The 26,534-nt window shown below is 37.5% G+C and carries 30 protein-coding genes and 1 pseudogene; 27 read left to right on the forward strand and 4 right to left on the reverse strand.

The genetic code is table 11. From position 1 onward, the window contains the following. Nucleotides 1-38: 38 nt before the first annotated feature. The 7 genes from BANA01_RS07745 (at nucleotide 39) to BANA01_RS30530 (ending at nucleotide 5,085) form a co-directional block, all read left to right on the forward strand. Complete coding sequence (locus BANA01_RS07745) at nucleotides 39-542, forward strand: CBO0543 family protein (RefSeq protein WP_235847080.1); 504 nt, start codon at nucleotides 39-41, stop codon at nucleotides 540-542. Between the two features lie 68 nt (nucleotides 543-610). Continuing rightward, nucleotides 611-1,648, forward strand: a complete 1,038-nt coding sequence (locus tag BANA01_RS07750; protein ID WP_063252463.1) for a DUF3231 family protein — start codon at nucleotides 611-613, stop codon at nucleotides 1,646-1,648. Between the two features lie 28 nt (nucleotides 1,649-1,676). Continuing rightward, a complete protein-coding gene (locus tag BANA01_RS07755; protein WP_052106428.1) occupies nucleotides 1,677-2,714 on the forward strand; it encodes a DUF3231 family protein in 1,038 nt (345 codons plus the stop codon). Nucleotides 2,715-2,779: 65 nt separating this feature from the next. Further along, nucleotides 2,780-3,196 (forward strand): FosM family fosfomycin resistance protein, encoded by a 417-nt coding sequence (gene fosM / locus BANA01_RS07760; RefSeq protein WP_063252465.1) that lies wholly within the window; start codon nucleotides 2,780-2,782, stop codon nucleotides 3,194-3,196. Nucleotides 3,197-3,341: 145 nt separating this feature from the next. Continuing rightward, a complete protein-coding gene (locus tag BANA01_RS07765; RefSeq protein WP_034676526.1) occupies nucleotides 3,342-3,959 on the forward strand; it encodes a nucleotidyltransferase domain-containing protein in 618 nt (205 codons plus the stop codon). 34 nt (nucleotides 3,960-3,993) lie between these two features. Beyond that, nucleotides 3,994-4,824: a GNAT family N-acetyltransferase gene (locus tag BANA01_RS07770; RefSeq protein ID WP_034676528.1), complete on the forward strand. Its 831-nt coding sequence runs from the start codon at nucleotides 3,994-3,996 to the stop codon at nucleotides 4,822-4,824. Nucleotides 4,825-4,953: 129 nt separating this feature from the next. Next, nucleotides 4,954-5,085: a hypothetical protein gene (locus tag BANA01_RS30530; protein ID WP_268875058.1), complete on the forward strand. Its 132-nt coding sequence runs from the start codon at nucleotides 4,954-4,956 to the stop codon at nucleotides 5,083-5,085. Nucleotides 5,086-5,151: 66 nt separating this feature from the next. Here BANA01_RS30530 and BANA01_RS07775 read toward each other — a convergent pair whose 3' ends face one another. Then, on the reverse strand, nucleotides 5,152-5,580 hold the full coding sequence (locus tag BANA01_RS07775) for a DUF2383 domain-containing protein (protein ID WP_063252466.1): 429 nt from the start codon (nucleotides 5,578-5,580) through the stop codon (nucleotides 5,152-5,154). A 174-nt stretch (nucleotides 5,581-5,754) separates the two neighbouring features. Then, nucleotides 5,755-6,366, reverse strand: a complete 612-nt coding sequence (locus BANA01_RS07780) for a cell wall hydrolase (protein ID WP_034676590.1) — start codon at nucleotides 6,364-6,366, stop codon at nucleotides 5,755-5,757. 353 nt (nucleotides 6,367-6,719) lie between these two features. Here BANA01_RS07780 and BANA01_RS07785 point away from each other — a divergent pair, with 353 nt between their 5' ends. The 7 genes and pseudogenes from BANA01_RS07785 (at nucleotide 6,720) to BANA01_RS07815 (ending at nucleotide 12,781) form a co-directional block, all read left to right on the forward strand. Beyond that, a complete protein-coding gene (locus BANA01_RS07785) occupies nucleotides 6,720-7,721 on the forward strand; it encodes an LLM class flavin-dependent oxidoreductase (protein ID WP_034676592.1) in 1,002 nt (333 codons plus the stop codon). 194 nt (nucleotides 7,722-7,915) lie between these two features. Continuing rightward, complete coding sequence (locus BANA01_RS07790) at nucleotides 7,916-8,413, forward strand: hypothetical protein (RefSeq protein WP_034676595.1); 498 nt, start codon at nucleotides 7,916-7,918, stop codon at nucleotides 8,411-8,413. A gap of 286 nt (nucleotides 8,414-8,699) precedes the next feature. After that, nucleotides 8,700-9,689, forward strand: a complete 990-nt coding sequence (locus BANA01_RS07795; protein WP_034676597.1) for an NHL repeat-containing protein — start codon at nucleotides 8,700-8,702, stop codon at nucleotides 9,687-9,689. A gap of 158 nt (nucleotides 9,690-9,847) precedes the next feature. Next, a complete protein-coding gene (locus tag BANA01_RS07800) occupies nucleotides 9,848-10,513 on the forward strand; it encodes an LbetaH domain-containing protein (RefSeq protein WP_235847081.1) in 666 nt (221 codons plus the stop codon). Then, nucleotides 10,512-10,824: pseudogene (locus tag BANA01_RS07805) on the forward strand (GyrI-like domain-containing protein); the annotation flags it as partial. The gene BANA01_RS07800 and the pseudogene BANA01_RS07805, both read left to right, overlap by 2 nt. 738 nt (nucleotides 10,825-11,562) lie before the next feature. Further along, entirely contained in the window at nucleotides 11,563-12,336 is a 774-nt protein-coding gene (locus BANA01_RS07810) for a helix-turn-helix domain-containing protein (protein ID WP_063252470.1), read from the forward strand. A 7-nt stretch (nucleotides 12,337-12,343) separates the two neighbouring features. Beyond that, entirely contained in the window at nucleotides 12,344-12,781 is a 438-nt protein-coding gene (locus BANA01_RS07815) for an SRPBCC family protein (RefSeq protein ID WP_034676586.1), read from the forward strand. Nucleotides 12,782-12,825: 44 nt separating this feature from the next. On the opposite strand, the gene BANA01_RS07820 is transcribed toward BANA01_RS07815, so the two are convergent. Beyond that, entirely contained in the window at nucleotides 12,826-14,136 is a 1,311-nt protein-coding gene (locus BANA01_RS07820) for a TrkH family potassium uptake protein (protein ID WP_174524408.1), read from the reverse strand. Between the two features lie 209 nt (nucleotides 14,137-14,345). Between BANA01_RS07820 and BANA01_RS07825 the strand changes: the two genes are divergently transcribed. From BANA01_RS07825 to BANA01_RS07860, 8 genes are all read left to right on the forward strand, one after another. Further along, nucleotides 14,346-15,374, forward strand: a complete 1,029-nt coding sequence (locus tag BANA01_RS07825; RefSeq protein ID WP_034676570.1) for a threonine aldolase family protein — start codon at nucleotides 14,346-14,348, stop codon at nucleotides 15,372-15,374. Nucleotides 15,375-15,551: 177 nt separating this feature from the next. Next, on the forward strand, nucleotides 15,552-16,106 hold the full coding sequence (locus tag BANA01_RS07830; protein WP_034676572.1) for a CBO0543 family protein: 555 nt from the start codon (nucleotides 15,552-15,554) through the stop codon (nucleotides 16,104-16,106). Nucleotides 16,107-16,227: 121 nt separating this feature from the next. After that, the gene (locus BANA01_RS07835; protein ID WP_034676574.1) at nucleotides 16,228-16,758 is read left to right on the forward strand and encodes a cupin domain-containing protein; all 531 of its coding nucleotides are present in this window, start codon (nucleotides 16,228-16,230) and stop codon (nucleotides 16,756-16,758) included. Between the two features lie 374 nt (nucleotides 16,759-17,132). Then, on the forward strand, nucleotides 17,133-18,575 hold the full coding sequence (locus BANA01_RS07840; protein WP_034676623.1) for an amino acid permease: 1,443 nt from the start codon (nucleotides 17,133-17,135) through the stop codon (nucleotides 18,573-18,575). A gap of 60 nt (nucleotides 18,576-18,635) precedes the next feature. Then, nucleotides 18,636-20,378: an aminodeoxychorismate synthase component I gene (pabB, locus tag BANA01_RS07845; RefSeq protein WP_034676625.1), complete on the forward strand. Its 1,743-nt coding sequence runs from the start codon at nucleotides 18,636-18,638 to the stop codon at nucleotides 20,376-20,378. Between the two features lie 191 nt (nucleotides 20,379-20,569). Next, complete coding sequence (locus BANA01_RS07850) at nucleotides 20,570-21,148, forward strand: hypothetical protein (protein WP_034676576.1); 579 nt, start codon at nucleotides 20,570-20,572, stop codon at nucleotides 21,146-21,148. A gap of 95 nt (nucleotides 21,149-21,243) precedes the next feature. Beyond that, nucleotides 21,244-21,783 carry a glutathione peroxidase gene (locus tag BANA01_RS07855; RefSeq protein ID WP_034676578.1) on the forward strand — a complete coding sequence of 180 codons (540 nt, stop codon included), beginning with the start codon at nucleotides 21,244-21,246 and terminating at the stop codon, nucleotides 21,781-21,783. Between the two features lie 124 nt (nucleotides 21,784-21,907). After that, entirely contained in the window at nucleotides 21,908-22,207 is a 300-nt protein-coding gene (locus BANA01_RS07860; protein ID WP_034676580.1) for a BC1872 family protein, read from the forward strand. 52 nt (nucleotides 22,208-22,259) lie between these two features. Here the strand turns inward: BANA01_RS07860 and BANA01_RS07865 are convergent, their stop codons facing one another. Then, entirely contained in the window at nucleotides 22,260-22,577 is a 318-nt protein-coding gene (locus BANA01_RS07865; RefSeq protein ID WP_034676582.1) for a hypothetical protein, read from the reverse strand. A gap of 510 nt (nucleotides 22,578-23,087) precedes the next feature. Here BANA01_RS07865 and BANA01_RS07875 point away from each other — a divergent pair. The 5 genes from BANA01_RS07875 to BANA01_RS07895 all read left to right on the forward strand — a co-directional run bounded on the left by BANA01_RS07875 (nucleotide 23,088) and on the right by BANA01_RS07895 (nucleotide 26,520). Further along, nucleotides 23,088-23,774: an N-acetylmuramoyl-L-alanine amidase gene (locus BANA01_RS07875; protein WP_052106424.1), complete on the forward strand. Its 687-nt coding sequence runs from the start codon at nucleotides 23,088-23,090 to the stop codon at nucleotides 23,772-23,774. A gap of 96 nt (nucleotides 23,775-23,870) precedes the next feature. Next, nucleotides 23,871-24,491: a class I SAM-dependent methyltransferase gene (locus tag BANA01_RS07880; protein ID WP_063252474.1), complete on the forward strand. Its 621-nt coding sequence runs from the start codon at nucleotides 23,871-23,873 to the stop codon at nucleotides 24,489-24,491. A 99-nt stretch (nucleotides 24,492-24,590) separates the two neighbouring features. Then, nucleotides 24,591-25,547 (forward strand): alpha/beta hydrolase, encoded by a 957-nt coding sequence (locus BANA01_RS07885; RefSeq protein ID WP_063252476.1) that lies wholly within the window; start codon nucleotides 24,591-24,593, stop codon nucleotides 25,545-25,547. A gap of 119 nt (nucleotides 25,548-25,666) precedes the next feature. After that, the gene (locus BANA01_RS07890) at nucleotides 25,667-26,215 is read left to right on the forward strand and encodes a GNAT family N-acetyltransferase (protein ID WP_063252477.1); all 549 of its coding nucleotides are present in this window, start codon (nucleotides 25,667-25,669) and stop codon (nucleotides 26,213-26,215) included. 113 nt (nucleotides 26,216-26,328) lie between these two features. After that, nucleotides 26,329-26,520, forward strand: coding sequence for a hypothetical protein (locus tag BANA01_RS07895; RefSeq protein ID WP_034676567.1), 192 nt, complete (start codon nucleotides 26,329-26,331; stop codon nucleotides 26,518-26,520). Nucleotides 26,521-26,534 lie beyond the last annotated feature (14 nt).

Consider the following 26,534-nt stretch of genomic DNA (forward strand, 5'->3'; position numbering starts at 1 on the left):
TATCTTGAAAAAACGGAGCTGATTGGGTGCACTTGTTTTTGAATAGCTTGTTTCTCATTGCAGGATTGAAATGGGGTGATTGGAGGAACTGGACTAAATACCATTCCACCATATTATTCTTTTGGTTTGGTGATTTGCTTTATAATTTCCTTTGTAAAAACTATCTAATGTGGGAGTACAAGGAGACGATGTTTGGTCAAAATCTCTTGCCTAATCATCTAACTGTTTCATTATTAATTATGTTTGTCGCATATCCTGCATCTGTGTTGATTTATCTAGGAAATTTACCAGAAAAGACAATGAAAAAGGCTTTGTGGTTACTATTTTGGGTGACTTTATTCTCACTAGTAGAATACATAAATTTGCATTATCTTGACTTAATCGAGCATCATCACGGCTGGACAATGGCTTGGTCCGTTATTTTCAACTTAATTGTTTTTTTTATGCTTCTTCTACATTATAAATACCCAATAGTAGCATTAATCCTCTCCATACCAATCATTTTATTCTTTGTTATGTATTTTAAGATACCAATATATTAACAAAAATTGAGAATATATTACGGAATGTAGAAAAAACTAAAGGAAAAATTAGGTTAAGGGGATTAAACATGGATTTAATGAAACCAATTAATATTAGAGCAGATAAATTAGCACCCGAAAACCCATTTACTGCTGTCGAAATGGGTAAGCTTTGGGCTACCTATGTAGGGAATAGTATGTCTCACAAGATCTTGTTGTATTTTCTAAAGAATGTGGAAGACGAGGATATTAAAACACTGATAGAAAATGGTCTTGCTCTCACTGTTGACTTTATGACGACGATTGAGAAGTTTTTAAAAAGAGAAAACTTTCCAATACCTGTAGGATTTACTCAAGATGACGTAAATCTCGGTGCCCCTCGTTTATTCGAAGACCAATTTTATGTGCATTATTTGAAATATGCTGCCAAAGCGGGATTAAGTTTATACGCGATTGCCATTCCGTTGGTGATGAGAGAGGATGTAAGAGAATTTTTCATCCATTGTAATTCAACGACCACCATCCTGTTGGGTCAGATTAACAATGTTTTAATAGAAAAAGGATATATCATGAGGCCGCCAACCATTCCAGTGCCTAAAAAAGTAGACTTTATTAGGAAAGAAAACTATTTAAATGGCTTTTTTGGCGATGTACGACAATTACATGCATTAGAAATTACTCATCTATATGATAATATAGAAAACAATATTACGAGTAAAGCCTTATTAATTGGTTTTAGCCAAGTAGCAAAAAAGGAGAAAGTGAGACAATTCCTTATAAGAGGAAAAGCGATTACCGACCGGGAAGTCCAGACATTCCAGGATAAACTTCATAAGGAAAATCTACCGTTTCCATCCCAAATCGACCATTTAGTTACTGCGTCTACCTTTTCGCCTTTTTCGGATCGAATCATGGTATTCCATAAAGTAGATATGTTTGCGATTAAAATTCGTTCATTTGCCAATTCCATGGCCGTAAATGGTAGAAGAGATATTGGTTTGATGTATATGAAGGCACTTTCTGAGGTTTCTTTATTTGTCGAGGACGGAGCAAATATTTTGATTGAACATGGATGGATGGAACAGCCTCCAAAAGCCATTGACCGTGATGAATTGGCATCTAAATAAGACTTTTTAAAAGTAAAGGATGAATTAGATGGAACCAAACCGAATAGCTTTGACGGCTCCAGAGATTTCAAGTTTATGGACGCAATTTATGTTTGAAACCATGTCGATTTGTTTTATACAATACGCTCTTGAACACTTAGAAGACGAAGATATTATTGAGATATATAAAACATCCCTTGAGCTATCAGAAAGACATGTTGAAAAAGTGAAGGAGTTTTTTAAGGAAGAAAATTATCCGCTTCCAAAGGGTTTTACGGAGGAGGATGTAAATATCCATGCACCACGACTTTTCCAAGATCCTTTCTATTTATACTATATGTACATAATGACGCTCCAAGGGCTAACTGGTTATGCTCTTTCTGTGAGTACTTCTATTCGTGCTGATCTGCGTCAATATTTTATTACCTGTAATACGGAAACGATGGCGTTATTTGAAAAAATCATCGACGCTCTGCTCACCAAAGGGTTATTCTCACGACCGCCTGTCCTGACCCCGCCAGAAAATATTGACTTTATTAAACATCAAAGTTTTTTAACGGGCTGGTTTGGGGAACGTCGACCGTTAACGGGAATTGAAATAGGCGATATTACCTTTAATATGAATAAAATGCATATGCATATAGCATTAAAAGTTGGTTTTAGTCAAGTGGCTGCTTCAAAGAAGGTTCGCCAATACATTCAAAGGGGCATGGAAATTTCCACTAAACATATTACTGCATTTGATAAAATATTTCGTGAGGAAATGCTCAATTGTCCTGTATCCTGGCAATCCCATATTACCGACTCGACAACTTCACCTTTTTCAGATAAGTGGATGATGTATCAAGTCCAACTATCGTCCCAGATTGCCATTTCCTTTTATGGTGCCGCTTTAAGTGTAACATCCAGAGCGGATATTGCAGAAAAATATATGGCCATGACCACAGAACTCGTTCGATTTGCGGAAGACGGTGTTAATCTTATGATTGAAAATGGCTGGATGGAAGAACCACCGAAAGCAAGTGACCGTAGAACATTAACCAAAGGGAAAAAAGAAGGTATTGAAAATAATAAACAGGAAAAGTAAATTAGTAAGGGAGGGTAGATTCCAAATCTATCCTTTTTTATATGGGGTAATTAAGGGGGAAAGAGATGATAAAAGGTATTAATCATTTTTTATTTTCTGTAAGTGACTTAGAAAAATCAATAGAGTTTTATCAAAATGTGTTTGAGGCAAAGTTGTTAGTTAAGGGGAGAAGCACAGCCTATTTTGATTTAAAGGGAATGTGGCTCGCGTTAAATGTTGAAAAAGATATACCACGTAATGAAATTAGCCAATCCTATACCCATATTGCGTTTTCAATTGAGGAAGAGGATTTTGAAATCATGTATAAAAAATTAGAGACATTAGGAGTCAACATTTTAACTGGCCGATTAAGAGATAGTAAGGATAAAAAATCCATTTACCTTACTGATCCAGATGGCCATAAATTTGAATTCCATACAGGTACATTGCAGGACAGATTAAATTATTATAAACAAGAGAAAAAGCATATGGAATTTTATTAATAAGACTTTCTCCGTCCAGAGTTACTTTTTTTGTTTCATTATTTAGAATAAAACAATTATAATGATAAATGGAATTAATCCTCAGCAAACCAGAATGGTTTGATTAAAGATTAATAGAAATCGCAGTTAACTAGGGTGGTTAGGAATGCGAACAGATTTTAAGAATTGGAAGCCATTAAATGTTTCTAACATCGTAAGCCTTTTTTCTGAAATTCCTATTACCTGGTGTTTGGCAGGGGGCTGGGCATTAGATATACATTTAGGTAAAAAGAGCAGGGAACATAGTGATATCGATGTAATCATTCTTCGAGACCAACATCAAGCTGCCTTCCAGCTTTTAAGCAGGGAATGGAAAGTACTTAAAGCAGAAGGTGGAGTACTTTTGCCCTGGAATGAGGGAGAGTACTTAGCACACACAACTGATGTTTGGGTTAGTAAAAGTCATAACTCATCTTGGGCTTTTCAAATCATGTTAGTAGATACTGAAGACGAGAATTGGATTTATCGAAGAGAAAAGTCCATCAAAAAGCCTGTGAACGAATTAATCGTAAGAACATATGACGGAATTCCTTATTTAAGTCCAGAAATCCAGCTTCTGTATAAGGGAGGTTCATCAAAGATTCGTGGTAGGGATTTTGATGATCTTCAAACCATGCTTCCGATCCTAACATCACAAGAAAAAGAATGGCTCTCAAGCTCTTTACTGCAACAATTCCCACAAGGACATCCTTGGGTTACTTATTTACAAAAGGGAATTAAATAATTTGAATGAAGCTAGAATGTAAAGGAGTAGAAATATGCTAACAAAAGAAGAATTGAAAAATATAAAGACGCTTCAGGAACTTTGTGAAAAAGAAGGAAAGCTTCAGTTAAAGCTTAATTTTGATATGCTAGAAAGCAGGTCAGAAAAGCGTAAGGAAGACTTTTTCCATTATGAAGATGGGATGCTTGTTGGATTCCTTGGGAGCTATTATTTCGGTAATAAGGTAGAAATTTGCGGAATGGTACACCCGGATTACCGCAGAAGAGGAATCTTTTCAAAGCTTCTTAAAGAAGCATTTGAGGAAGCAAAGAAACGCGAGGCTAGGACCATTTTATTAAATGCTCCAACTGAATCTCAATCAGCAAAGGAATTTTTAAAGAACGTACCATGCACGTTAGCAATGATAGAGTATCAAATGAAATGGGAAAAATCATCGGATTTACTTGATGATCCTACCGTTACGGTAAGACCTTCTATTTCAGAAGAAGATTTTGAGGCGGAAATCCAGCTTGATGTTCAATGCTTTGGGTTAAATGAAAAGGAAGCACGACAGTATAAACAAGAAACCAAAGACCTTGATACTGACAAAAGACTAATTATTGAGGCGGAAGGCAGAATTGCTGGGAAAATGCGACTGTCTGAAATGAATGGTGAGTCTTGGATATATGGATTTTCTGTGTTTCCTGAACTGCAAGGGAAGGGAATCGGCAGAAAAGCCCTATCCAAAGTCGTAAAAATGCAGGACGAAAATGGATTCGAGATATTTTTAGAGGTGGAGGCTAAAAATGCCCATGCCTTGGGGCTTTACGAATCATGTGGATTTAGAAGCTATCATTCACAGGATTACTATAAAGTGACCGAATAAAAAGGGGGGGCCTGCCCTAAAAAGTGAACCCCCTACTCTACTATTATTTTATTTTCCAGAAATTATTAGAAGACAAATGTAATCGTTTACATTATAATAATAGTAAGAACTAGGGGAGGGGAACAAACCATGGAACTTTTAGTAGAACAATGTGAACATAACAAGTCAGAAGAACCTTGCGAAGAGTGTGCCCCAAAAAGAGATATTGATGAAAACATGGATTTATTTGAATATGATTATTATAAAAGGATATGGTTTTAGGATTACTAGATCTACTAATAAAGCTAGAAGAATTGACGTGTGGATGACACACGTCAATTTTCTATACTAGTGAAGTAAATGTTGCAGTTGTTGGACTTGTCTACGACTTGTGTCAATAACTTCTTCAGCAAGCAGCCTGCTCTCTGGGTCAAGGTCACCCCTGACAAGTTCTTCAGAATATTCAACACCATATTGAGCTAATCCTTCCACAGCGTCTTCTATCATTTCCTTTGTGTCATTCGGAAGCATGGCTTTGTGCATGAAACTATGCATCGATCCAGAGAAGCCTTCATCGTCAGCTGGAACACCGCCAAGGTTTTGAATCCGCTCCGCAAGTTTTTGAGCATTCAGTTTAACCTCTTGCTGCATAGCTTGAAAGACACTTTTTAATTCATTATTTTCAGTCTTTTGGATATAGTGTTCAAACGAGCGAATCCCCATATACGTACCTCTTAATAAGGTATTTAATTCCTCAATAACTGTCTCATTCGTCATTTTATCAGCTCCTCAAACTTATTATGCAGTTTGTAGGCTGTAGTATACGAATAATCCAATTTTATTCATAATGTAAGAAATACTGTGTCGGTGGAGAAATTGTTATCGATTTAATGTTAGAAGAGAAAAAGTACTGTAGCAGCAGTGCTTTTTCTCTGTTTATTTAAGATGTGATTACATTTTAAATACATGTTGTCCAATTACATGTGTGGTGGATCTTGAATCAAGCCAACGGCTGGTTGCAATAGCAGGATTGTAGAAAAATAATGCCCCCTGAACTAATTGCCTTTGATGAGAAAGGGCCGCGTTAACAGCTTGAATAGATTCTTCATCAGCCGGTTTGTTGATTTCACCATTTTGTACTGGTTGAAATTGACCAGGGGCATAGATGACCTCTTTTATGCTGTTTGGAAATTGAGGACTTTCGACTCTGTTAAGAACTACACATGCGACGGCAATCTTTCCCTCTAAAGACTCTGTTTGTGCCTCTGCTCTAACTAAACGTGCAAGCAAATCTATTTCTTCGTTTGATAGGTTTACGTTCACAGGTTCTACCGTTTTTGGTGCAATAGACTTAATTGTTTTATCTGTATTGATCTCCTGACCAGGGTAAATGAGATTTAAATTGGAAATTTGAGGATTCTCATCAGCTAATTCCTGAAGGGTAATATGATGCTCTCTTGAAATTTTTGACATTGTGTCTCCAGGTTTAACCGTATAAGCAAATGCGGGGGTTGCGAATAGAAGTGAAGCGGCAAGAGTTAATAAAGTGAATAGTTTTTTCATTATTTTAGTCCTCCAAGTTGGTTTAATGTATTTAACTCTATTACTATGAATTGAAAAAATAGAATAGTATTACAGTTAAATTACATAGAGAAGACAATTAGAAGTCGGAGATATTTATGGTAGGATATTCCAAAATGGTAGAATAGGCGATACTTTGAAAGGACCTATAAAGCCAAACGAGCTTATAGAAATCAGGTCAAATGATGTGTCTGAATTCATCAACGCGAATTATTTTATTGGAAGAAGCACAGGAAAATTTTAGCATTAGCAAGGAAAGCAAATGAGTTTGTTTCTTTTACTTCTATTGTTACTATAGAAACATACCTTTACAAAGAGAGGACGAATAATAAATAATGGGAACATTTAATATACCTGTATCCGTTTTAAATCTAGCTCCAATTCGCGAAGGACGAACTTCGCAACAAGCAATTGAGGAAATGGTTGATCTAGCCCAAGCAACTGAGGCAATGGGCTACGAACGCTACTGGATTGCCGAACACCATAACTCTCCAACACTTGTTAGTTCAGCTACAGCAATCCTAATTAAACATACATTAGAGCATACCAAAACCATCAAGGTAGGATCTGGTGGAATTATGCTGCCAAACCATTCGCCGCTTGTCGTAGCAGAACAATTCGGCACCATGGCAACCATCTATCCGAATCGAGTAGAACTGGGACTTGGCCGCGCTCCTGGAACAGATATGATGACCGCGAACGCGTTGCGCCGCTCAAAAAATGATTCGGTTTATACTTTTCCTGAAGATGTACAGGCTTTGCTTACTTATTTTGGACCAGAAGATCACCAAGGTTATGTAAAAGCCTATCCAGGTGTAGAAACCAATGTTCCAATTTATATTCTCGGATCATCCACAGATTCGGCTTATTTAGCGGCAAGCTTGGGCCTGCCTTATGTATTTGCTTCACATTTTGCACCAAAATTCATGGGAGAGGCAATTAAAATTTATCGCGAGCGTTTCCAGCCATCTGAGTACCTTGACAAACCATTTATGATGGTATGTTTGAATGTCATAGGAGCGGAAACGGACCAAGAGGCTAAAACCTTACAAACCACCATGCATCAGTTTTTCCTAAACGTTGTCCGTGGTTCACGAAACCCATTGCAGCCACCTGTGGAAAGCATGGATGGAATTTGGACTCCAATGGAAGAGGAAATGGCAAAGTCTATGTCCAGTGTAACGTTAATCGGAAGCAAAGAAACCATCCGAGAGCAGCTGACAAGCTTCCAAGATTACTATGCGGTTGATGAAATCATGGCAGTTTCGTATATTTATGATCCAGAAAAACAAAAACGTTCTTATGAAATATTTAAAGAAGTGGTGGAAGGGAAGTAAACTCTCCGATCATTTTGGTTCACGGAATTTTTTCCGACATATTGATGATAAATAGAAGGCTGACGTGTTACATACGTCAGTTTTTTTGTTCTGTAGAATTTTTAACATAGCAATCATTCGCTCATAAAAATCTATAGAGTCACGCCCTTAGGCGTTTTCACATAGGATGGAATAACACAAGCGGGGTGATTTGGGTGAATAATTGGTTAAAAGCCGGTATTTTACTATATCTTTCTTTGTTGTTTTTTGGGAGCTTCATAGCAATAGGGATTGTATGGACGGGAGCACTTGATGAATCATTGCCATTTATTAATGACATTAAAATCTTTTTATATTACTTCTTCGCTGGGGCTATTGGAGGCTCGCTGCGACATTTATATATGTTTTGTTCTCATTACATGAAAGATGAATTAAACGACTATAGGGAATGGATTATGTACATTTTTTACCCAATATTCGCAACAGGTACTGCCATCGTAGCAGTCACCTTAATCCAAAGTGGTATCTTACTAATCGAATTCGTCGACTTCGAAGATACCCCATATGCACAAATAAGCTTCGCCTTCTTCGTAGGATTTGGATTCAACCGATTCGTAAACAAACTAAACGCCTTATCAAAAGACATCTTCAAAACCAACCAACAACAAACCAAAGATGGAGAAACAAAACCACAACAGCCAGAGTCCGAATAGGACTCTGGCTGTTGTGGTGACAGCTGTTGTGGTGAAACTGTTTGGTGACAGGCACCATTTATACATAAATACCCCATTTATGCAGTTGTTTTGTATATTTGTTGGGTGGTGTGATCTTTCGCTATTAGCGTTATAAGTTGTCTGCGATTCTCACTTTTTATTTTATTTCTATTAAAATATGCTATTTTATCAAGTAGTTTGTCCCATTCAATAATGTACTCATCTCCATAGACTATATAGAGTGAAATATTTTCACTCATATTTTTACTAGAAAGGAGGGATTTTTATGGGATTAAGAAGAGAGTATCTTTTTATTGGTGATGGCTTGGATAACACGATTAAGAGATTCGATGCGTTGACTGGGGAGTTCCTCGGTGTATTTGTCCCATCAGGCAGCGGCGGTCTAAACGGTCCACGTGGACTTTTATTCAATCCGGAAGGGAATTTACTTGTTTCGAATCAAAACGTTGAAACTGATGTTAATGAACCTGGGAATATCTTAAAATACAATGGTCAAACGGGTGCGTTTTTAGGTGAACTCGTCAGTTCTGTTGGTTTTACTGCTTCATTTGCCCCCCGTGGGATTATCCTCTCGAACAATAACTCACTATTTGTGGCAGACTTTCTCGACATTAACAATCAGCCAGGCGAGTTAAGGGAATACAACGGAAGTACTGGCGAATTTCAACGCAACCTTTTGCACCCTGAATTCTTTGCACCGTTCTTTCCTCGTGGTGTAGTCATCGGTCCGCATGATGGCTTACTGTATGTCTCTGTCGTCAATATTTTTAATGGGCTAGACGGCTGGGTTCTGCGTTTTAATCCGGTAACAGGGGAATACCTTGGAGAATTTATCACTTCCAGCGAAGAAAACAATCTTCATCGTCCTGAAGGTTTAGTTTGGGGTCCTGACGGAAATCTTTACGTCACAAGTTTTCGTAGAGACGCGAACGATAACGACAAAATATTAATCTTCAACCAAATGGGACAGCTTATCGACCAAATAGACTTATATGCAGTAGGACAAGCACGCGCCTTTGCAGCAGCTATCTTGTTCGGACCAAATGGAAACCTATATGTTCCAATTAATGGTCCTATTGATAATGAAACTGGGGAACCTAACGGTCAATTTACAGGGTCTGTACGAGTGTACGACATTGATACAAAAGAGTTTGTAGAAATCGTACCACCATTTTTAAATAGCGGACCATTAGGCGTACCTTGGTTCTTAACATTTAGAAAAACGGACCATGCAACCTTGGTTTATCACGGATAAATGGAGAGAGTTAGTAGAAACGGGACAATTCATATCGCTAAGGAGAGGGCAGCAACTATGTTGCCGTCTTCTTGGTGATAAATAGTAAATAAATTAATTCATATGTCACCATTATCAACATACATATTAACGACTTCAAAATGAAAGGAGAGATAAGATTGTGGAATCAACAGGGATATCAAAATGGACCTTTTAATCTCTATAGTTACTATGTCGGCTATAATCCGCCAACTTCGGTAAATCCGTATCCTCGGTTTCCAGTTATTCATAATCAAGCATTTTTAAGTCCTTTTACGTATGTTGTCGGTGATGTAACCATTCAAAATAATACCTACATTGGACCATTCGTCAGTATCAGGGCTGATGAAGGAACTCCTTTTTATATTGGAAGCAATAGTAATCTTCAAGACGGTGTGATCCTTCATGGCTTAAAAAATAAATATTTTGAGAAAGACAATATAAAGTATTCCATATACATTGGAAATCAAGTTTCTGTTGCGCACGGTGCTTTGGTCCATGGTCCGTGCCGAATAGAAAACGAGGTATTCGTTGGCTTTAAAGCAATCGTATATAACGCCATCATTGGGGATGGAAGCTTTATTTCATCTGGAGCGGTGGTTACCAATGGAGTCGAGCTGAAACCAAACAGCTTTGTACCGCCTGGAGCGAACATTGAAACCCAGGATAAGGCGAATTCTCTAGCTTCCGTCCCGAAAACCGAGGAGGAGTTTGCAAAAGAGGTACAACGAGTAAATCAGGAATTTCCTTCGGCATATTCGCTGTTTTTTGGAAAAAATAAATGTACCTGCGGCTTAGCCTGTTAACTTTTCAGAAGGACGAATGGAGGAAAAAGGGGAAGCTAGATCATCATATTGGAGTGGCAACCACTAAGGAATGCCCTGAGGGTTTACTCGAAACTGGAAGTACCTGCCTTAACTTGGGCAGTATTTGAAGCGGTTGGACCATTTCCTAATACGCTGCAGAATGTATGGGGGCGTATTTACTCAGAATGGTATCCGTCCTCGAACTATCAACTAGCAGTTGGTCCAGAAATGTTGTGAAACGAACATAAAGAAGTAACTTCTCCATTTTACGGAGCGAAATTTGGGTGCCGGTAACCTCGAAAAATGAATAGAAATTTAGTATAACTCAGCACGGATGGACAGATTTTCCTTTTATATAACAAGTATCAGTGTGAGATAAGCCCGCAGTTACACAACTGAAGGGCTTTTTTTCTTCATTTAAAGTTCACAATATTGACATATATTTTCATAATATTCAAAATACATTTCGACATGAATGGAAGAATTTCTAGTAATATTCTATTGTTTAATATAGTTACTGTGAAATTAACGGTGAAATTTGTAGTTTTACGTTAGAATTGGTCGACCTTTTTAAATTTTCAATCAACAAATTGTTTGATAGAATAAAAACATACCTACAATAAAATTAAAATTCGTGTTCAATAGATAAAAAAGTAGAAATGTGTAGAAGTATTTGGAGGGGCTCCAATCATAGTTGGGAGGGCTTTTTATGTATTTCAAAGTAAGGATCTGGAGAAGATTAACCAAAAATCAGAAGATTAGACTACTTAGACAAAAAGCTCACATTAATTTAATTGGTAAAGGATTTATTGCATAAATTTGAACCTTTTTAAGGTAAAGATGAACTAAGTTGAAAAAAATAATTGAATGAACAAAACCCCGTCTTGTATAGACGGGGTTTTGTTGTTTATTTTGATCTATCGCAAATTTAAAAGGATTAAATCTCTGGTCTTGACGTAATAAGGAAAAACATGTTACTATTTGGTCACTTGATTTAAATGTGACTTTTTAGTCACGTGTTTTGTAATCGATACTGAAAGGACGATGTAATGAGTGAAGAACTCTCTAGCGTATTCAAAGCACTAGGGCATCCAATCCGCAGGGAAATTCTTGATATCCTTAAAGAATCTCCTAAAACAACCGGAGAATTAGACGAATTTTTCCCAGAAGTAACTAGGTATGCCATAATGAAACATTTAAAGATTTTAGAAGAAGGGAATTTGGTAGTGGTTCGTCGTGAAGGCAAATATAAACGGAACTTTCTTAATGCAGTACCACTTCAAGAGATGCATAACCGCTGGGTAGGTAAATATATGCAGCCAACGGCCAATTCTCTATTAAAGTTACGTTCAGCAGTAGAACTATTAGGAGGAAAAGAAAAAATGAGTGAATTTCGTATTGAGCAGGAGATATTTATTAACGCATCGAGGGAAGAAGTTTTTAAAGCATTAACAGAAAAGGTGGAAGATTGGTGGGAATTTCGAATAGCACCTAAAGGCGTACCTTCTCACTTTACATTTGAACCCGTACCAGGAGGCCAATTTATTGAAAAATGGGGTGAAAATGACGGAGCCATCTGGGGTAATGTTTATTTTGTAAACGCTCCTGAAGAAATTCGTCTATTCGGACACCTTGGTATGCAAGGGGCGGTGAATAGTGCTTATACCTATCGGCTACAGGAGAGAGAAGGAGGAACTGTTCTTCAACTTTCACATACTGCATCAGGAGTAATCCAAGAACAATGGGAACAAGAACACACGAAAGGGTGGGAATATCTTCTTGGAACCTTACTTAAAAATTATGTAGAAAATAAAGTGGAGTAGATTCACTATGGTAGATGTAATCACAGAAATAAATATTAATCGTCCTATTTCACAAGTTTCAGAGTATGCCTCGAACCCCGATCATGCACCAGAATGGTATGTAAATATTCATTCAGCAGAGTGGAGATCTCCTAAACCACTTTCGATTGGTTCTCAAATTGCTTTTAAGGCGAAGTTTCTAGGGAGAGAACTTGCCTATGTGTATGAAATTGTAGAGTTTGTTCCAGGAAAGAAGTTAGTGATGCAGACCTCCCAAGGGCCTTTCCCAATGGAGACTACTTATACATGGAAAGCTATTAGCGATAATCAAACACGAATGATTTTAAGAAATAAAGGAAATCCAATGGGCTTTTCAAAAATAATAACGCCGTTTATGTCTTTCATGATGAAGAAAGCCAACATGAAGGACTTGAAAAAAATTAAAGAAATCTTGGAAAACTTATAAAAATTTAAAACACACCGTTTAAATCATAAACGGTGTGTTTTAAATTACCCAATTAATATTTTTTCTTCTGCATATTTTACCTTTGCTTCTTTTTTAGGATTCAATAAAGCAAATGCCATAGTTAATGGTCCAAGTCTTCCTATAAACATCATAATCGTAATCAAAACCCTTCCGAATGGAGAAAGTTCTGGTGTGAAATTTGCTGACAATCCGACTGTTCCAAAGGCTGAAATAGTTTCAAAAAGAAGTTTACTCATATCTGCTTTTTCAGTAAAAGTTAGTAAAAAGAAGATTAGAAAGATAAAAAATATAGCTGCCACAACAATCGATAAAGATTTATTAACCAATTCCCATGGAATTCTTCTTTTAAAAAGGTTGACATTGTCCCGATTTGTCACTACTGTCCAAAAAGCTAATATAATAATAGCGAAAGTGGTTACTTTAATTCCACCACCAGTTGATCCTGGAGATGCACCAATAAACATCAGTGCCATCATAAAAACAAGAGAGGAAAGATTCATGGCACCAATATCAATCGTATTAAAACCAGCGGTCCTAGTTACGACTCCTTGAAAATAGGAAGCCCAAAGTTTATCTTCAAACGCTAGGCTTCCAATCGTAGCTGAATTGTTATACTCGGAAATCAGGATGATCAGAAATCCTATAATATTTAAAAAAAGTGACATGAGTAACGCAACTTTGGAATGCAAAGATAGTTTACGAAAAGATTTCTTGGACCATAAATCAAGTATTACGGTAAAACCAATGCCCCCAGTAATAAAAAGGGAAGTGATAGCGATGTTTACTGTAGGGTCACCAGCCCATTTACTTAAATTATCCGGTTCAAGCCCAAAACCAGCATTATTAAATGCAGAAATCGAATGGAAAATTCCATAATAAATGGCTTTCTCAATCGGCATTTCAAATGACCAGCGAATCGCTAAAGCAGTTGCCCCCAGCATCTCAACAATAAATGTAATAAAAATAATTCGCTTAACTAAAGTGACAACACCTGCAAGTGAAAACACATTTAGTGAATCTTGCAGCAATAAGCGTTCCTTTAATCCAATTTTTTTACCTAAGATAATGAACATAAATATTCCTGTGGTCATAAACCCCCAGCCGCCAACCTGAATCAAGCAGAGGAGAACGATCTCTCCAAACAAGGTAAAGGTTGTTCCCGTATCGACCACAGCCAAACCGGTTACACAAACGGCTGAGGTTGCTTCAAATAAAGCATCAATAAAGCTTAGTCCACGCCCCTCTTCATAAGTAGCAATTGGCAGCATAAATAGAAAAGTCCCCAATAATATTAGCGCACCAAAGCCTAGAACAAGGATTTGAGCAGGGTGCATTTTAATTAAATTCCCTCTTCTTTTATAAATCTCCACTTCGTTGGTCTCCCTTAATTAACTAAAATGAAATACTGATATGGGAATAATACCAAAAAGAGTAGATGATGTGTTAGTGATGCTTAGTTTTTTTTGCCTTTATTTTGGTAGACAAAAAGAAATCTTGGTATGATAGTACGGTAGATCGAAAAAGTTAAAATGGGGGCAAGCAAATGTATAGCTTTAAGAACGATTACAGCGAAGGGGCACACCCTCGGATTCTAAATGCACTGCTAGAAACGAACCTGGAGCAAGATGAGGGGTACGGAGAGGATCGATATTCGAAGGAAGCGATAAAACTAATAAAGGAAAAAATCGAAAGTGAAAACGTAGATATTCACTTTATATCAGGTGGAACACAAACCAATCTGATCGCGATCTCAGCTTTCCTTAGACCGCATGAAGCGGCAATTGCTGTTAGCAGCGGACATATTCTTGGGCATGAGACAGGTGCCATCGAGGCAACTGGACATAAAATACTTTCTGTTGAGGGAAGTGATGGAAAACTTTCACCATCCGATTTACAGGGAGTCCTTGACGGTCATCCGGATGAGCACATGGTGAAGCCGAAATTAGTTTACATATCGAACTCTACTGAGATTGGTTCCATTTATTCTAAAAGGGAGCTTCAGGAGTTACATGACTTTTGCCAACGTAATCAACTAATTTTATATATGGATGGTGCAAGGCTTGGCTCTGCAATATGTTCAGAGGAGAATGACCTGCAGTTGAGTGATCTCCCTAAACTCGTAGATGCGTTTTATATTGGCGGAACAAAGAATGGAGCTCTGATTGGTGAGGCACTAGTAATCTGCCGCGATTCTTTAAAGGAAGATTTTCGTTATCATATTAAGCAAAAAGGGGCGCTCCTTGCCAAAGGAAGATTGATGGGCATACAATTTCTTGAACTTTTTCAGGATAATTTGTTCTTTGATTTGGCCACACATGCGAACCAGATGGCAAGTAAGATTAGAGACGAGTTTGTAAAAGCTGATATTAAGTTTTTGACCCACTCACCTTCTAATCAAATCTTTCCGATTCTGCCGAATGCTGTCATCAGCGAGCTTCAAAACAGCTATGCTTTTCATATCTGGGAAAAAGTAGAGGCTGATTCCTCTGCAATACGCCTTGTAACATCGTGGGCAACAAAAGAAGAAGTGGTACTTGGCTTTATTGAAGAATTGAAAAGAGTATTAAAATAGGAAAACAAAAAGGCAACTTTCTTGGGAAATGCCTTTTTTAGTAAGCAAAAATTGTTTTTCTCACTGTCGTTTTAAATTCTTGGGTAGTTTGTACGATAACACTATTGACAGGGGAATAGCTGAAGGAGCTGCAGTGTAAACTAACAAGACATGAAATCGCAATGAGGTGGTTAGTCGATGACTTACCAAGAAGGATTAAAACAAGTAGACAAAGCAACTAAACTACTCAATGAGGCAAACCAGTTAATTGTTGAATCCGTTATGAATGCCTTTTTATTTACTTGGCAGTGGTGGGCCGCATTAGCTATGATAGTCGTCCCTTGGATGATTTGGGGAATAGTCCGAAATCGTGAAAGCACCGCGCGGTTATTTTCTGCAGGTCTATTGGTGATGGTTTTATCAGAAATCCTTGATACAGTTGGAGTGAGTTTTGGAATGTGGGCTTATCCTGTCAAGGTAGTTCCAGTAGCTACAATAAACTTTTCGTTCAGACTTTCTGTTTTACCGGTGTTTGTAATGCTTTTGTTGCAATATAAGCCCAACATTAATCCCTATCTAAAAGCAGTCTTTTTCGGAGTGCTTGGTGCATATGTGGGTATACCTGCATTGGCTAAATTCGATTTATACAAGAAAATAGATTGGTCATATACATATTCTTTCTTAATCCTTACCTCATTTTATTTACTGGCTCATTGGTTTAGCCGCTTAAAAACCTATGAAAAGTTAGAGTAAAAAGTGTGACCTAGTTATGGGGTACACTGCTGAAGATATTGCTGCCATTAAGGCAGCTTTCTTTTCGTATACAAAAGGAAATTAAGATGTACAAATAAATTTAAAATGGAGGAATTACTTCATGCATATTAATGATTTAAATAATTTAGTTTCAAAGCTAGGCCTTATACCACATCCTGAGGGTGGTTATTACAAAGAAACATTTCAATCAGAAGAACAAATTAGTGATAAGGAATTATCGGTGAATTTGGAAGGCAAACGCAGGCTTTATACCAGTATTTATTTTCTGTTAACATCGAATGATGTGTCCCATTTTCACAGACTTAAATCCGATGAGCTGTGGTACTATCACGTGGGGAGTTCTTTGAGTATCCACGTGATTGATGAAAGTGGTCAATATAAGGAAATAAAGTTAGGGTTGGATCTTGAGGCAGGTGAAGTACCACAAGCCTTAGTGAAGAAAAACTCAATATTTGGGTCTTCTGTTTCGGAGAAGGATACTTGTTCGCTAGTTGGATGTATGGTTTCTCCAGGGTTTGAATTTCAGGACTTTGAACTTTTTACACAGGAAGAATTAATGAAAATTTACCCGCAACACAAGGACATCATTATGAAACTAGCTTATGAACAGCTGCCAAATTCGTTGGAATAATATTGATGGGGTTTGTGCTGGTTTTATTAGGCATAGTAGGTTTTAAAATGAAGGGATTTATTACATAAAAGTACAAATTGGAATCAAAATGATAATTCTGAACATGAACTCACGCATGCTACATTCTCCTTCCCACATTCATACTCTTTACATTCAGTATAAGGGAGGATTGTTAAGACACGGTTGTTAAATTGTAAATTTATTGTCAATTAAGAGCTTGTTCAAAAACGATAGGTAAAACCAGTAACCCAACTAAACAATGTAGTTTATAAATACTAGCAAGATATCCCATAGAATCCTTTTCTAAATGAAGTAAATAATAACGTTAGATTATGTTAGAAATTGGGTGAAATTGTAAAATGGGTGAACAAGCTATGAAGAGTAAACGAAAAGGATTGTCAGCATGGCAGCTTACGATGATGGCGTTAGGGAGCGTCATTGGGGGTTCTTTTTTTCTAGGATCATCTGTGGCAATTAATGCAGCAGGGCCATCTATCTTACTATCGTATGTTTTAGCTGGCGGGCTTGTCTATCTTATTCTATATGCTTTGTCAGAAATGACGGTAGGTGCACCAACAGTAGGCTCCTTTAGTACATTTGCAGCAAGGGAACTTGGACAAGGAACAGGGTTTGTTGTGGGCTGGCTATATTGGACTGGAACCGTTCTATCGATGTCGAGTGAAGCAACAGCCATTTCATTATTAGTTCGTGAATGGGTTCCGAATATTTCAATAGCTTGGTTAGGTGGATCGATTATAGTAGCTGTTACCCTGCTAAATTTATTAGGTGCAGATAAAATCGGCAAGTTGGCAAGTGGCTTATCTGCGGTTAAAATTTTTGCGATTATCTTTTTTATCTTAACAGCATTGGTATTAATTGCAGGTTTACTGCCAGGAACCCCAGCTATTGGGGCTGGTGAGTTAGCTAGGGAACCAATCATGCCTGGCGGGGTGCGAGGAATCGCCGGAAGCATGCTCTTAGTTGTTTTTGCCTACGCAGGCTTTGAAATCATTGGATTAGCTGCAACTGAGACCGATAATCCAACTGAAACGATTCCGAAAGCGATTCGCTATACTGTTTTTTCGCTGGTAGGATTATATATCCTGTATGCAGCAGTGCTGCTCCCACTTATACCTGCGGCTGATCTTAGTGAAAACGTCAGTCCTATGGTTGCTTCATTAAACCGATGGGGAATTGGCTGGGCAGGTACGGCACTAAATCTGGTATTGATTTCAGCCATTCTCTCAGCTATGTTGGCATGTATTTTTGGACTAGGAAGAATGATCCGCTCTCTATCTGATGAAGGTCATGCTCCACAGTGGCTTAAGGACAAAAACGATGTTCCCTACAAAGGTATTTTATTTTCCGGTCTGTCGATGCTGATTGGGTTATTTTTCGGTTTGTTATTTCCGAGAGCCTATCTTGTTTTAATAACCTCAGGCGGATTCGCACTCATCTTTACCTATGCTGTCATTATGGCAAGTCATATACGCTTTCGGAAAAGGGAGGGGTGCCCGCCGGGTGGAATCTGCCAAATGCCGGGGTTTCCTATTACATCTTGGATTGCATTAATAAGCTTAATCATTGTTCTAGTATGCATGCCTTTTATTCCAGGGCAGACAGCTGGTCTCGTAACTGGAAGCAGCATGGTCGTCATTTTCTCTTTCATTTATTTTGTGATGAGCTACATGAGACGCACAAGACCAAATCATACACCTAAAAAAACCTTGTCACCAAGGGAACTCCGACCAAACTATGCTACCGAGTTAGCTAGAGAATTAGCTGAAAGAGTTGACGAAAGAAACAAGGAAAAATAAACTAAAAGAGGTTTCTTTTCTTTTAAAAAAACAGAAAACCTAAGGGTGAAAGGTAAACGTATGAACCAAAAAGAACCTCTTTTAGCATTTGAATTTGCCGATTCAAACGGAAAAATAAAACCATTAACGTTTCAACACCCCGTCAGAGTGATTGAGGCATACAAGGTGGAAGATGTGATACCGAACTTTCAACTTGTACAAGAAGCTGTGGAAAACGGGTATTATGCAGCAGGATTTTTGTCATATGAAAGTGCTCCAGCATTTGATTCAGCCTTTACCGTTAAGAGCGGGGGATCTTTTCCTTTGCTCTGGTTTGGTATTTTTTCAAATGCAGAATATCAACAAATTAGCAGTGAAGCAGATTTTTCCGTATCTCAATGGAAACCTGCAATTGCAATGGAGGAATATAATCAAGCGATATCCTCTATTAAAAAATCGATCCAGTTGGGAAATACATACCAAACAAATTATACGATCCGTCTCCATTCTGAATTTAGCGGTGATGGTATTGCATACTATAATAGGTTAAAAAAAGCACAAAGCTCAAATTATTGTGCTTACATCCATACTGGTGAACATAGTATTTTGTCTGCTTCACCAGAGTTGTTTTTTCACTTGGATAATGGAAAAATTACCACTCGTCCGATGAAAGGCACAATTAAAAGAGGGACGTCATTTGAAGAAGATGCTAAAAACGCAGATTGGTTACTACATTCTGAGAAAAATCGTGCGGAAAATCTAATGATTGTTGATTTGCTGCGAAATGACCTCGGAATGGTTGCTGAACCAGGGACGGTTGAAGTGGAGAAGTTATTTGAAATTGAACAATACCCAACCGTTCATCAAATGACGTCTACGATTTCTGCAAAGGTATCAGAAACCACGACCTTAGTTGATATCTTCAAAGCCATTTTTCCATGCGGATCGATTACAGGCGCACCAAAGGTTAGCACGATGAACATCATAAGAGACTTAGAGAATGAACCACGTGAGGTTTACTGCGGTGCAATAGGTTATATTACACCAAGTAAAGAAGCAATTTTTAACGTGCCGATTAGAACAGTATTGATAGACCATTCAACAGGCAACGCCGTTTATGGCGTAGGTGGAGGAGTAACATGGGATTCCACTTCGGAAGGGGAATACCATGAGATACTGACAAAAGCAAAGCTGTTAGAGCAAAAAACAGCGGAATTCCAATTGTTAGAGAGTTTGTTACTAGACAATGGGAATTATTTTTTGCTTGAAGAGCACCTTCAACGCCTAGAGAATTCATCTCGGTATTTTGGGTTTCCAAACGAAGTTGAAAGGATAAAAAGATCCTTAAACGAGTTTCGAGATAAAAATGGTAACGGGATGATGAAGGTTCGATTATTCTTTTCCAAAGATGGGGAATACACAATAGAAGGTCAACCTATCATTCAGCATGATACAGTATTGAAGGTCATTCTAGCAGACGAGTCAGTCGATAAAACCAATCCATTTCTGTATCATAAAACCACTAATAGAGAGATATACGAAAAGTTTCAAAAACAAAAGCCTGCTGAAGCATTTGATGTCCTGCTTTGGAATCAAGATGGTGAATTAACTGAATTTACAAATGGCAATGTTGTCCTGGAAATTGACGGTGTACGATGGACTCCACCCATAAGCAGCGGTTTACTAGCTGGAACTTATCGTGACAAATTAATAAATACTGGAAAAATACGCGAAAAGTCACTTACACACGCCGATTTGAAAAAAGCAACTAGAGCCTGGTTTATTAATAGTGTCCGAAAATGGAAAGAGGTTTATATCGTATAAAGGAAGTCAAGTTAGATTCAATGTAATCACCTATCTCACAAGAAAGGTGATTATTTTTTTTGTTAGTAAGAGTGAACGAATTCTCCTGAAAGTTAAGAATATCTTAAGGATTCTATAAAACTTTTCTTAAGTTTTTGTATGTATAGTAATGACATAGAGGGTTTCTTGAGGACTTTTAAGGAGGTTAAATCATGACCGAAAAACAGGTGTATATTCTTGTAACGAATACAGGTTCCTTATTAACAAAATTAATAAAGCTTTATACGAAAAAACCATATAATCATGCATCCATTGCTTTTGATAGACAGTTATCCGAGGTCTATAGCTTCGGGAGAAAAACGATACGGAACCCGTTTATTGGAGGATTTGTTAAGGAAGATGTGAAGGCAGGTTTATTTAAACAAGCAGACTGTGCCATTTATTCCATGACAGTAACAGAGGATCAAATTCAAAAAATAAAACACTACTTAAAACCATTTGAAGCACAGAAGAAAGATTATCGCTACAATTTTTTAGGATTATTTGGCGTTATGTTCAATAAACCAATAAAGAGAAAAAATGCCTTCTTTTGTTCTCAGTTTGTTGCTTATCTACTTAAGGAATCTAACATCATCGCTTTTGATAAACCACTGTCACTGATAACCCCTGATGATTTGCAACGTGCACCCAAATTTCAAATCGTTTATGAAGGTAAGCTTAAAAATTATCATAATGAAAATAAAGCTGAAAAAGTTAGTCTTCCCCTTGATTTTGCTTTTTTCACAAAGTAGATACTTTTTCTATGAATTTGCAGGGTTACTATCATGCTTTGTGGAATAGTACATAGATTGCTATCAAAATGATAAAAGGTATGGAGGTAACGAATATGTCAATTTATACTTATCAAGCTGAACTTTCAAATGATGAAAATATTAGTTTAGAGAACTATAAGGGAAAAGTATTACTAATTGTAAACACTGCAAGTAAATGTGGTTTAACCCCGCAATATGAGGGTTTAGAGAAATTATATAGAAGATACAAAGATCAGGGATTCTCCGTGTTAGCTTTCCCTTGTAATCAATTTGGCGGGCAGGAACCTGGAACGGATGAGGAAATCCAAGCATTTTGCTCGGTTAACTATGAAGTAAGTTTTCCTGTGTTTAAAAAAATTGATGTAAACGGGGAGCAGGCACATCCACTTTTCAAGTATTTACGTGAGCAGGCACCAGAGGATAGTAACTTGGATACTGACAGTAGATTGTATCAGCATCTCAGTAACAATTTTCCTGAGATTCTTGAGAGTTCCGATATTAAATGGAATTTTACTAAGTTTTTAATTGATCAAAATGGTAATGTGGTTAGACGCTATTTTCCAAGTACGTTACCTGCTGAAGTTGAGAATGATATTGAGAAGTTACTAAAATAATTTTTAAACAAAAGGGCCTTAATTGGTCCTTTTTTGTATCCATGTGACACAATATTGAAATAGATGGTTATATAGAGGAATGGTAAAATATAATTATCTAGAACATAAATGAGGTCGGTAGCATATGAACAAAACAGAAGTAATTGCACGTAGAATACTAGGCTGGAAATTGAATCGCTGGGACAGATGGTATGACCAAGAAAAAGAAAACTTTATCTATGATTTTAAGCCGGAGGAAAACCTTGAACACGCACTCTTCATTGTTGAGAGATTAAAGGGTTTTGGATATACATATTCTGTAATAGGAAAATATGAAGTATGTTTTAATGATGTTTGCGACAATGGTAAAACATTAGCACAAGCCATCACGAATGCTGCATTCTCTCTCGCCGACAATAGTACGATAGATGAGGGATGGTTATAGAAAAACAGCCGAATAAAGAACACCTCACACTGGAGGTGTTCTTTTGTAACTATTAGCCATTTACGGCTTCGTGCTTATATCCGTTTTGGTAGGCATAAACTTCATACCATTCGTATTTCGGAGATTTAAACCATTCATACTTTGGCAAATAAACTAAGTATCTAGTGTTACCATCGGCACAAAGAATCGATTTGAAGATGGTTACATTGCCAAATCCAAAGGTTTTATCTAAATATCCTTCCATTCCATCTCTGATGATATTCTTTTTGTCTTCTTTTTCTTGCTTATGTAACTCCAGCACCCCATCAATAAAAATACTCAACGCCACCAAAGTAATAAGGATTAAGACGAACAGAAATAACTTTAACAATACAATACCCTCCTTTAATTTATTAACGATTCAGTATAATTTTACATTCGTTAGAAAGTGAAAGGTGTGATAAAAATAACAGGGGAAATAATAATTCATGCTTTTTTACGTTTCGGAGAAACTTTTGACCTGTCCATTAATAATTCACTTTCGTATATAAATGGTGAAGGAAAGGGAACAAATAGAAGTTCAGAAGTTCTTTTTCAAAAGGCTCTGTTATTTTTCATTGTTGATTTTCGTGAAGGGGTGAGAATTCATAGGCGGAGAATTTCCGACTATTATCTGTAGAGGAACCTTAGGAAGCAGATATAAGGGGAGATAATCCGGTTAACTGCTTTAAATAAGACAAATTCCAAGGATTTGGATACATTAAGCGGAAAACCTCCGCCTATAATAGCCGAAATATGGGTATTTCCCTAGTTAAACGGATATTCTCCGCTTATTTTCCAAACACAGTGAAATCAACATTCAGTTTTAACAGAGCCTTTCAAAAAAAAGGAGGGGTTACTTATGTTGAAAATTTCTCATGCAGCAGGACATGCACGTATCACACCAGGAAAACAGTCACCCGACGGCTATAAAGAATGGCAGGTTACAAGTGAGATTGTAAAGCTTGTCATGATGGAACTCGAAAGTTATGAAGGTGTAAGTCAAAAACGGATTGATGATCCTACTGGGGAAACTGATATTCCGTTAAACAAACGCTGTGAATTAATAAACACCTGGGGAGCCAATGTCCATATCGACTACCATCTAAATGCGTACGGAGATGGTTGGACCAATGCGGGAGGAACAGAAACGTATATTTATACGACGTGGCCAAAAGAGGCAGCTGCACTTGCGGGGAAAATACAAACCAACCTTATAAGAGAATTAGGATTTTATGATCGTGGAGTAAAAACAACTAATTTCCAAATAGTAAGAGAAACGAAAATGACGGCATTAATAGTAGAATTTGCCTTTATGACTAACCTAAACGAAGCGATGAAAATGAGGACCTCAGAGTACCAGAAGAAAGCAGCAAGAGCAGTTGTTGATGGACTTGTTGCTCATTACGGACTAAAAAAAAGACCTGCTGTTATTTCAATTAATGATGGACTTTACCGTGTTCAGGTAGGAGCTTTTTCAGATATCAATCGTGCAAAGGCATTGGTAGAAGAGTTAAAAGCAAAAGGATACCCAGCTATACTCATTTAAGTAGAGTCATTACGTTTTAAAGAAGGGTTATACTAACCACCCGTCGAATTTTAATCTATGTATTTTAAGGGTAAAATCCTATCGGGGGGAACAAAAATGGAGAAATCAATTCAAGAAAAGATAGCAGATTCATATAACCAAAATGCGAAAGAAAGAGATTTATATATTTTACAAGACTGGAAGGTCAATGAACGTGAGATCTTCTTAGGAAAACTAAAAACAAATAAATGCCTTAATCTGTTGGAGATTGGTGCGGGAGCAGGGAAGGACAGTCTATATTTTAAAGAACAAGGTTTAATTACGACTAGTACCGATATTTCTCCAGAGATGGTTAAATTGTGTAAGGAGAAAGGGTTAAACGCGAAGGTGATGGACTTTGCTCATCTTGCTTTCCCTGATGATCACTTTGATTCTATTTGGGCACTAAATTGTCTTCTCCATGTTTCAAAGAAGGACATTAAAAATGTGCTTCTAGAGATTAGAAGAGTTCTAAAACCATCTGGAATATTCTATATGGGAGTATATGGAGGGGAAAATCATGATGGGATTTGGGAAGAAGATTCTTATACTCCAAAGAGGTTTTTTTCTTTTTTTGAAGATAATTCGATAAAAGAATTATTATCAGAGTTTTTTACAATCGATTATTTTCACGTAGTTCCGAAAGAAATAGTGGGTGGACCTTTTCACTTTCAGTCTATCATTCTTATAAAGGTCTAACTATCTACTACTTTGTTATAACTTTACTGGTACTAGCATAGGATTATTGTACAAGCTATGATTTTTTTCATAGAAAAGAAATGCATGGGGTGTTTTTGAATGGATTTTATGAGCAGAGTAGCACCTGAATTGAAAGAAATACTTACGGTTTTCCCGCCGCTTCGTCTTCCTGAGGGGTTAGAGGCTGCAAGACAAGCACCGGCTATTCTAATTGAGAAATCTGAAAGCGTTAACATTAGAGAACGCAACATACCTGGCGGCGATGGGCAAGAAATGAAGGTTAAGATTTATGAACCAGTACCTAGAAGGGAGGCGAAACTTCCAGCATTATTGTTTATTCATGGCGGAGGTTACGTACTAGGAGACGCAGATGGTTCTGACGGAGACTGCCAGCTTTTCGCAGAACAAGCTCAATGTGTAGTAGTATCCGTTGATTACCGTCTTGCACCTGAACACCCATATCCGGCACCACTTGAAGATTGTTATGCTGCATTGGTATGGATGACGAATGGTGCTGATGAGTTGAAAATTGATGTGTCCCGTGTTGCTGTTGCGGGTCAAAGTGCAGGGGGCGGGTTGACGGCTGCATTAAGTTTGTTAGCCCGTGATCGCAAAGGTCCGGCAATCTCGTTTCAAATGCCGTTGTACCCGATGATTGATGACCGGAATGTAACACCATCCAGTTACGAAATTACGGACGAACGAGCAATCTGGAACCGTGGAAATAACCTAGCAGGTTGGAGAATGTATTTGGGCGAACATGCAAACGGAGAAATTTCACCATATGCAGCACCAGCTCGAGCAAAGAATCTTTCAAACCTGCCACCGACATATACATGTGTAGGGCAGTTAGATCCATTCCGTGATGAAACCATTGAATATGTTGCAAAATTGGCACAAGCAGGCGTTCCTGTCGAATTCCACCTTTATCCTGGTGCCTACCACGGCTTTGAATTATTAAATCCAACCTCAGAAGTGGGCCAAAAAGCCAAAAAGGAATATGTTCAAGCATTGAAAAAAGCGTTCCAGCTTCAGCCTGAATCAGTAAGTTTATAAAATAACCCTAGTGCATTGGATGAAGTTTTGTCCATTGCACTTTTTTATTTACAGTTTAAAATTAGAAGATTAGAATAATTGAATGGGTTTTCAATAGTTGAAGTGAGGAGGAAACTTTTTTGTTTGTTCATTCAAAACAATTTACGAACAATGGGTTACGTTATTCCATAAGGTCTGCAAAGGAGAAAGACGCGAAAAGCCTGTCGGAAGTTCGAGTGCAGATTGATGGTGAAACAGAGAATATGGATAGAGAACAAGGCGAGGCATACATAGATGAAACAGCTTTTAAAAAGATCATTAAAGAAGATACAGAACGTACGAACCACCTGTTTTTGGTGGCAGAAGTCGATGATAAGATAGTAGGTTTTTGCAGATGTGAGGGGAGCCAATTAAAGCGCTCTTCACATAAAGTAGAATTTGGCGTCTGTGTTTTGAAAGACTACTGGGGTTTCGGGATAGCTAAAAGGTTTTTGGAAGAGTCAATCCGGTGGGCAGACACAAATGGGATTAAGAAAATGAATTTGAATGTTCTAGAGACCAATGGAAAAGCAATAAAGTTATATCAAAAATATGGCTTTCAAGTAGAAGGCACTTTAATAAACGATAAATTGCTGTCAGATGGAAAATACTATAATACGATTTTAATGGGAAGGTTGAGTCATTTGTAAGTTGGTCAAAAGTGGATGGTCAATTTTTAGGGGGATTGGATGGTTAAAGATTGCTCCAGTTGCGCTATGATATAATTTGAGGAAAGCACTAAAAAAATAGACGAGGTGCAAGCATGGGGATTTTATCCGTTTTAGTAATTCTTATTTTAATTATTGCAGTGGTTTCCACCCTGGCTTTGACAGGAAAGCCCGACGAAAATTATCGAAATTCCACAAAAAGGAATACGACAAATTTAACCTTAATATATGTAGTGATTATTTTTATCGCGTTAGTTGCTCTTGGAATCTACATTTGGTTAACATAAAATGAAAGGATCAG

The organism is Neobacillus niacini NBRC 15566, from assembly GCF_001591505.1.
GTDB lineage: Bacteria > Bacillota > Bacilli > Bacillales > Cytobacillaceae > Neobacillus > Neobacillus niacini.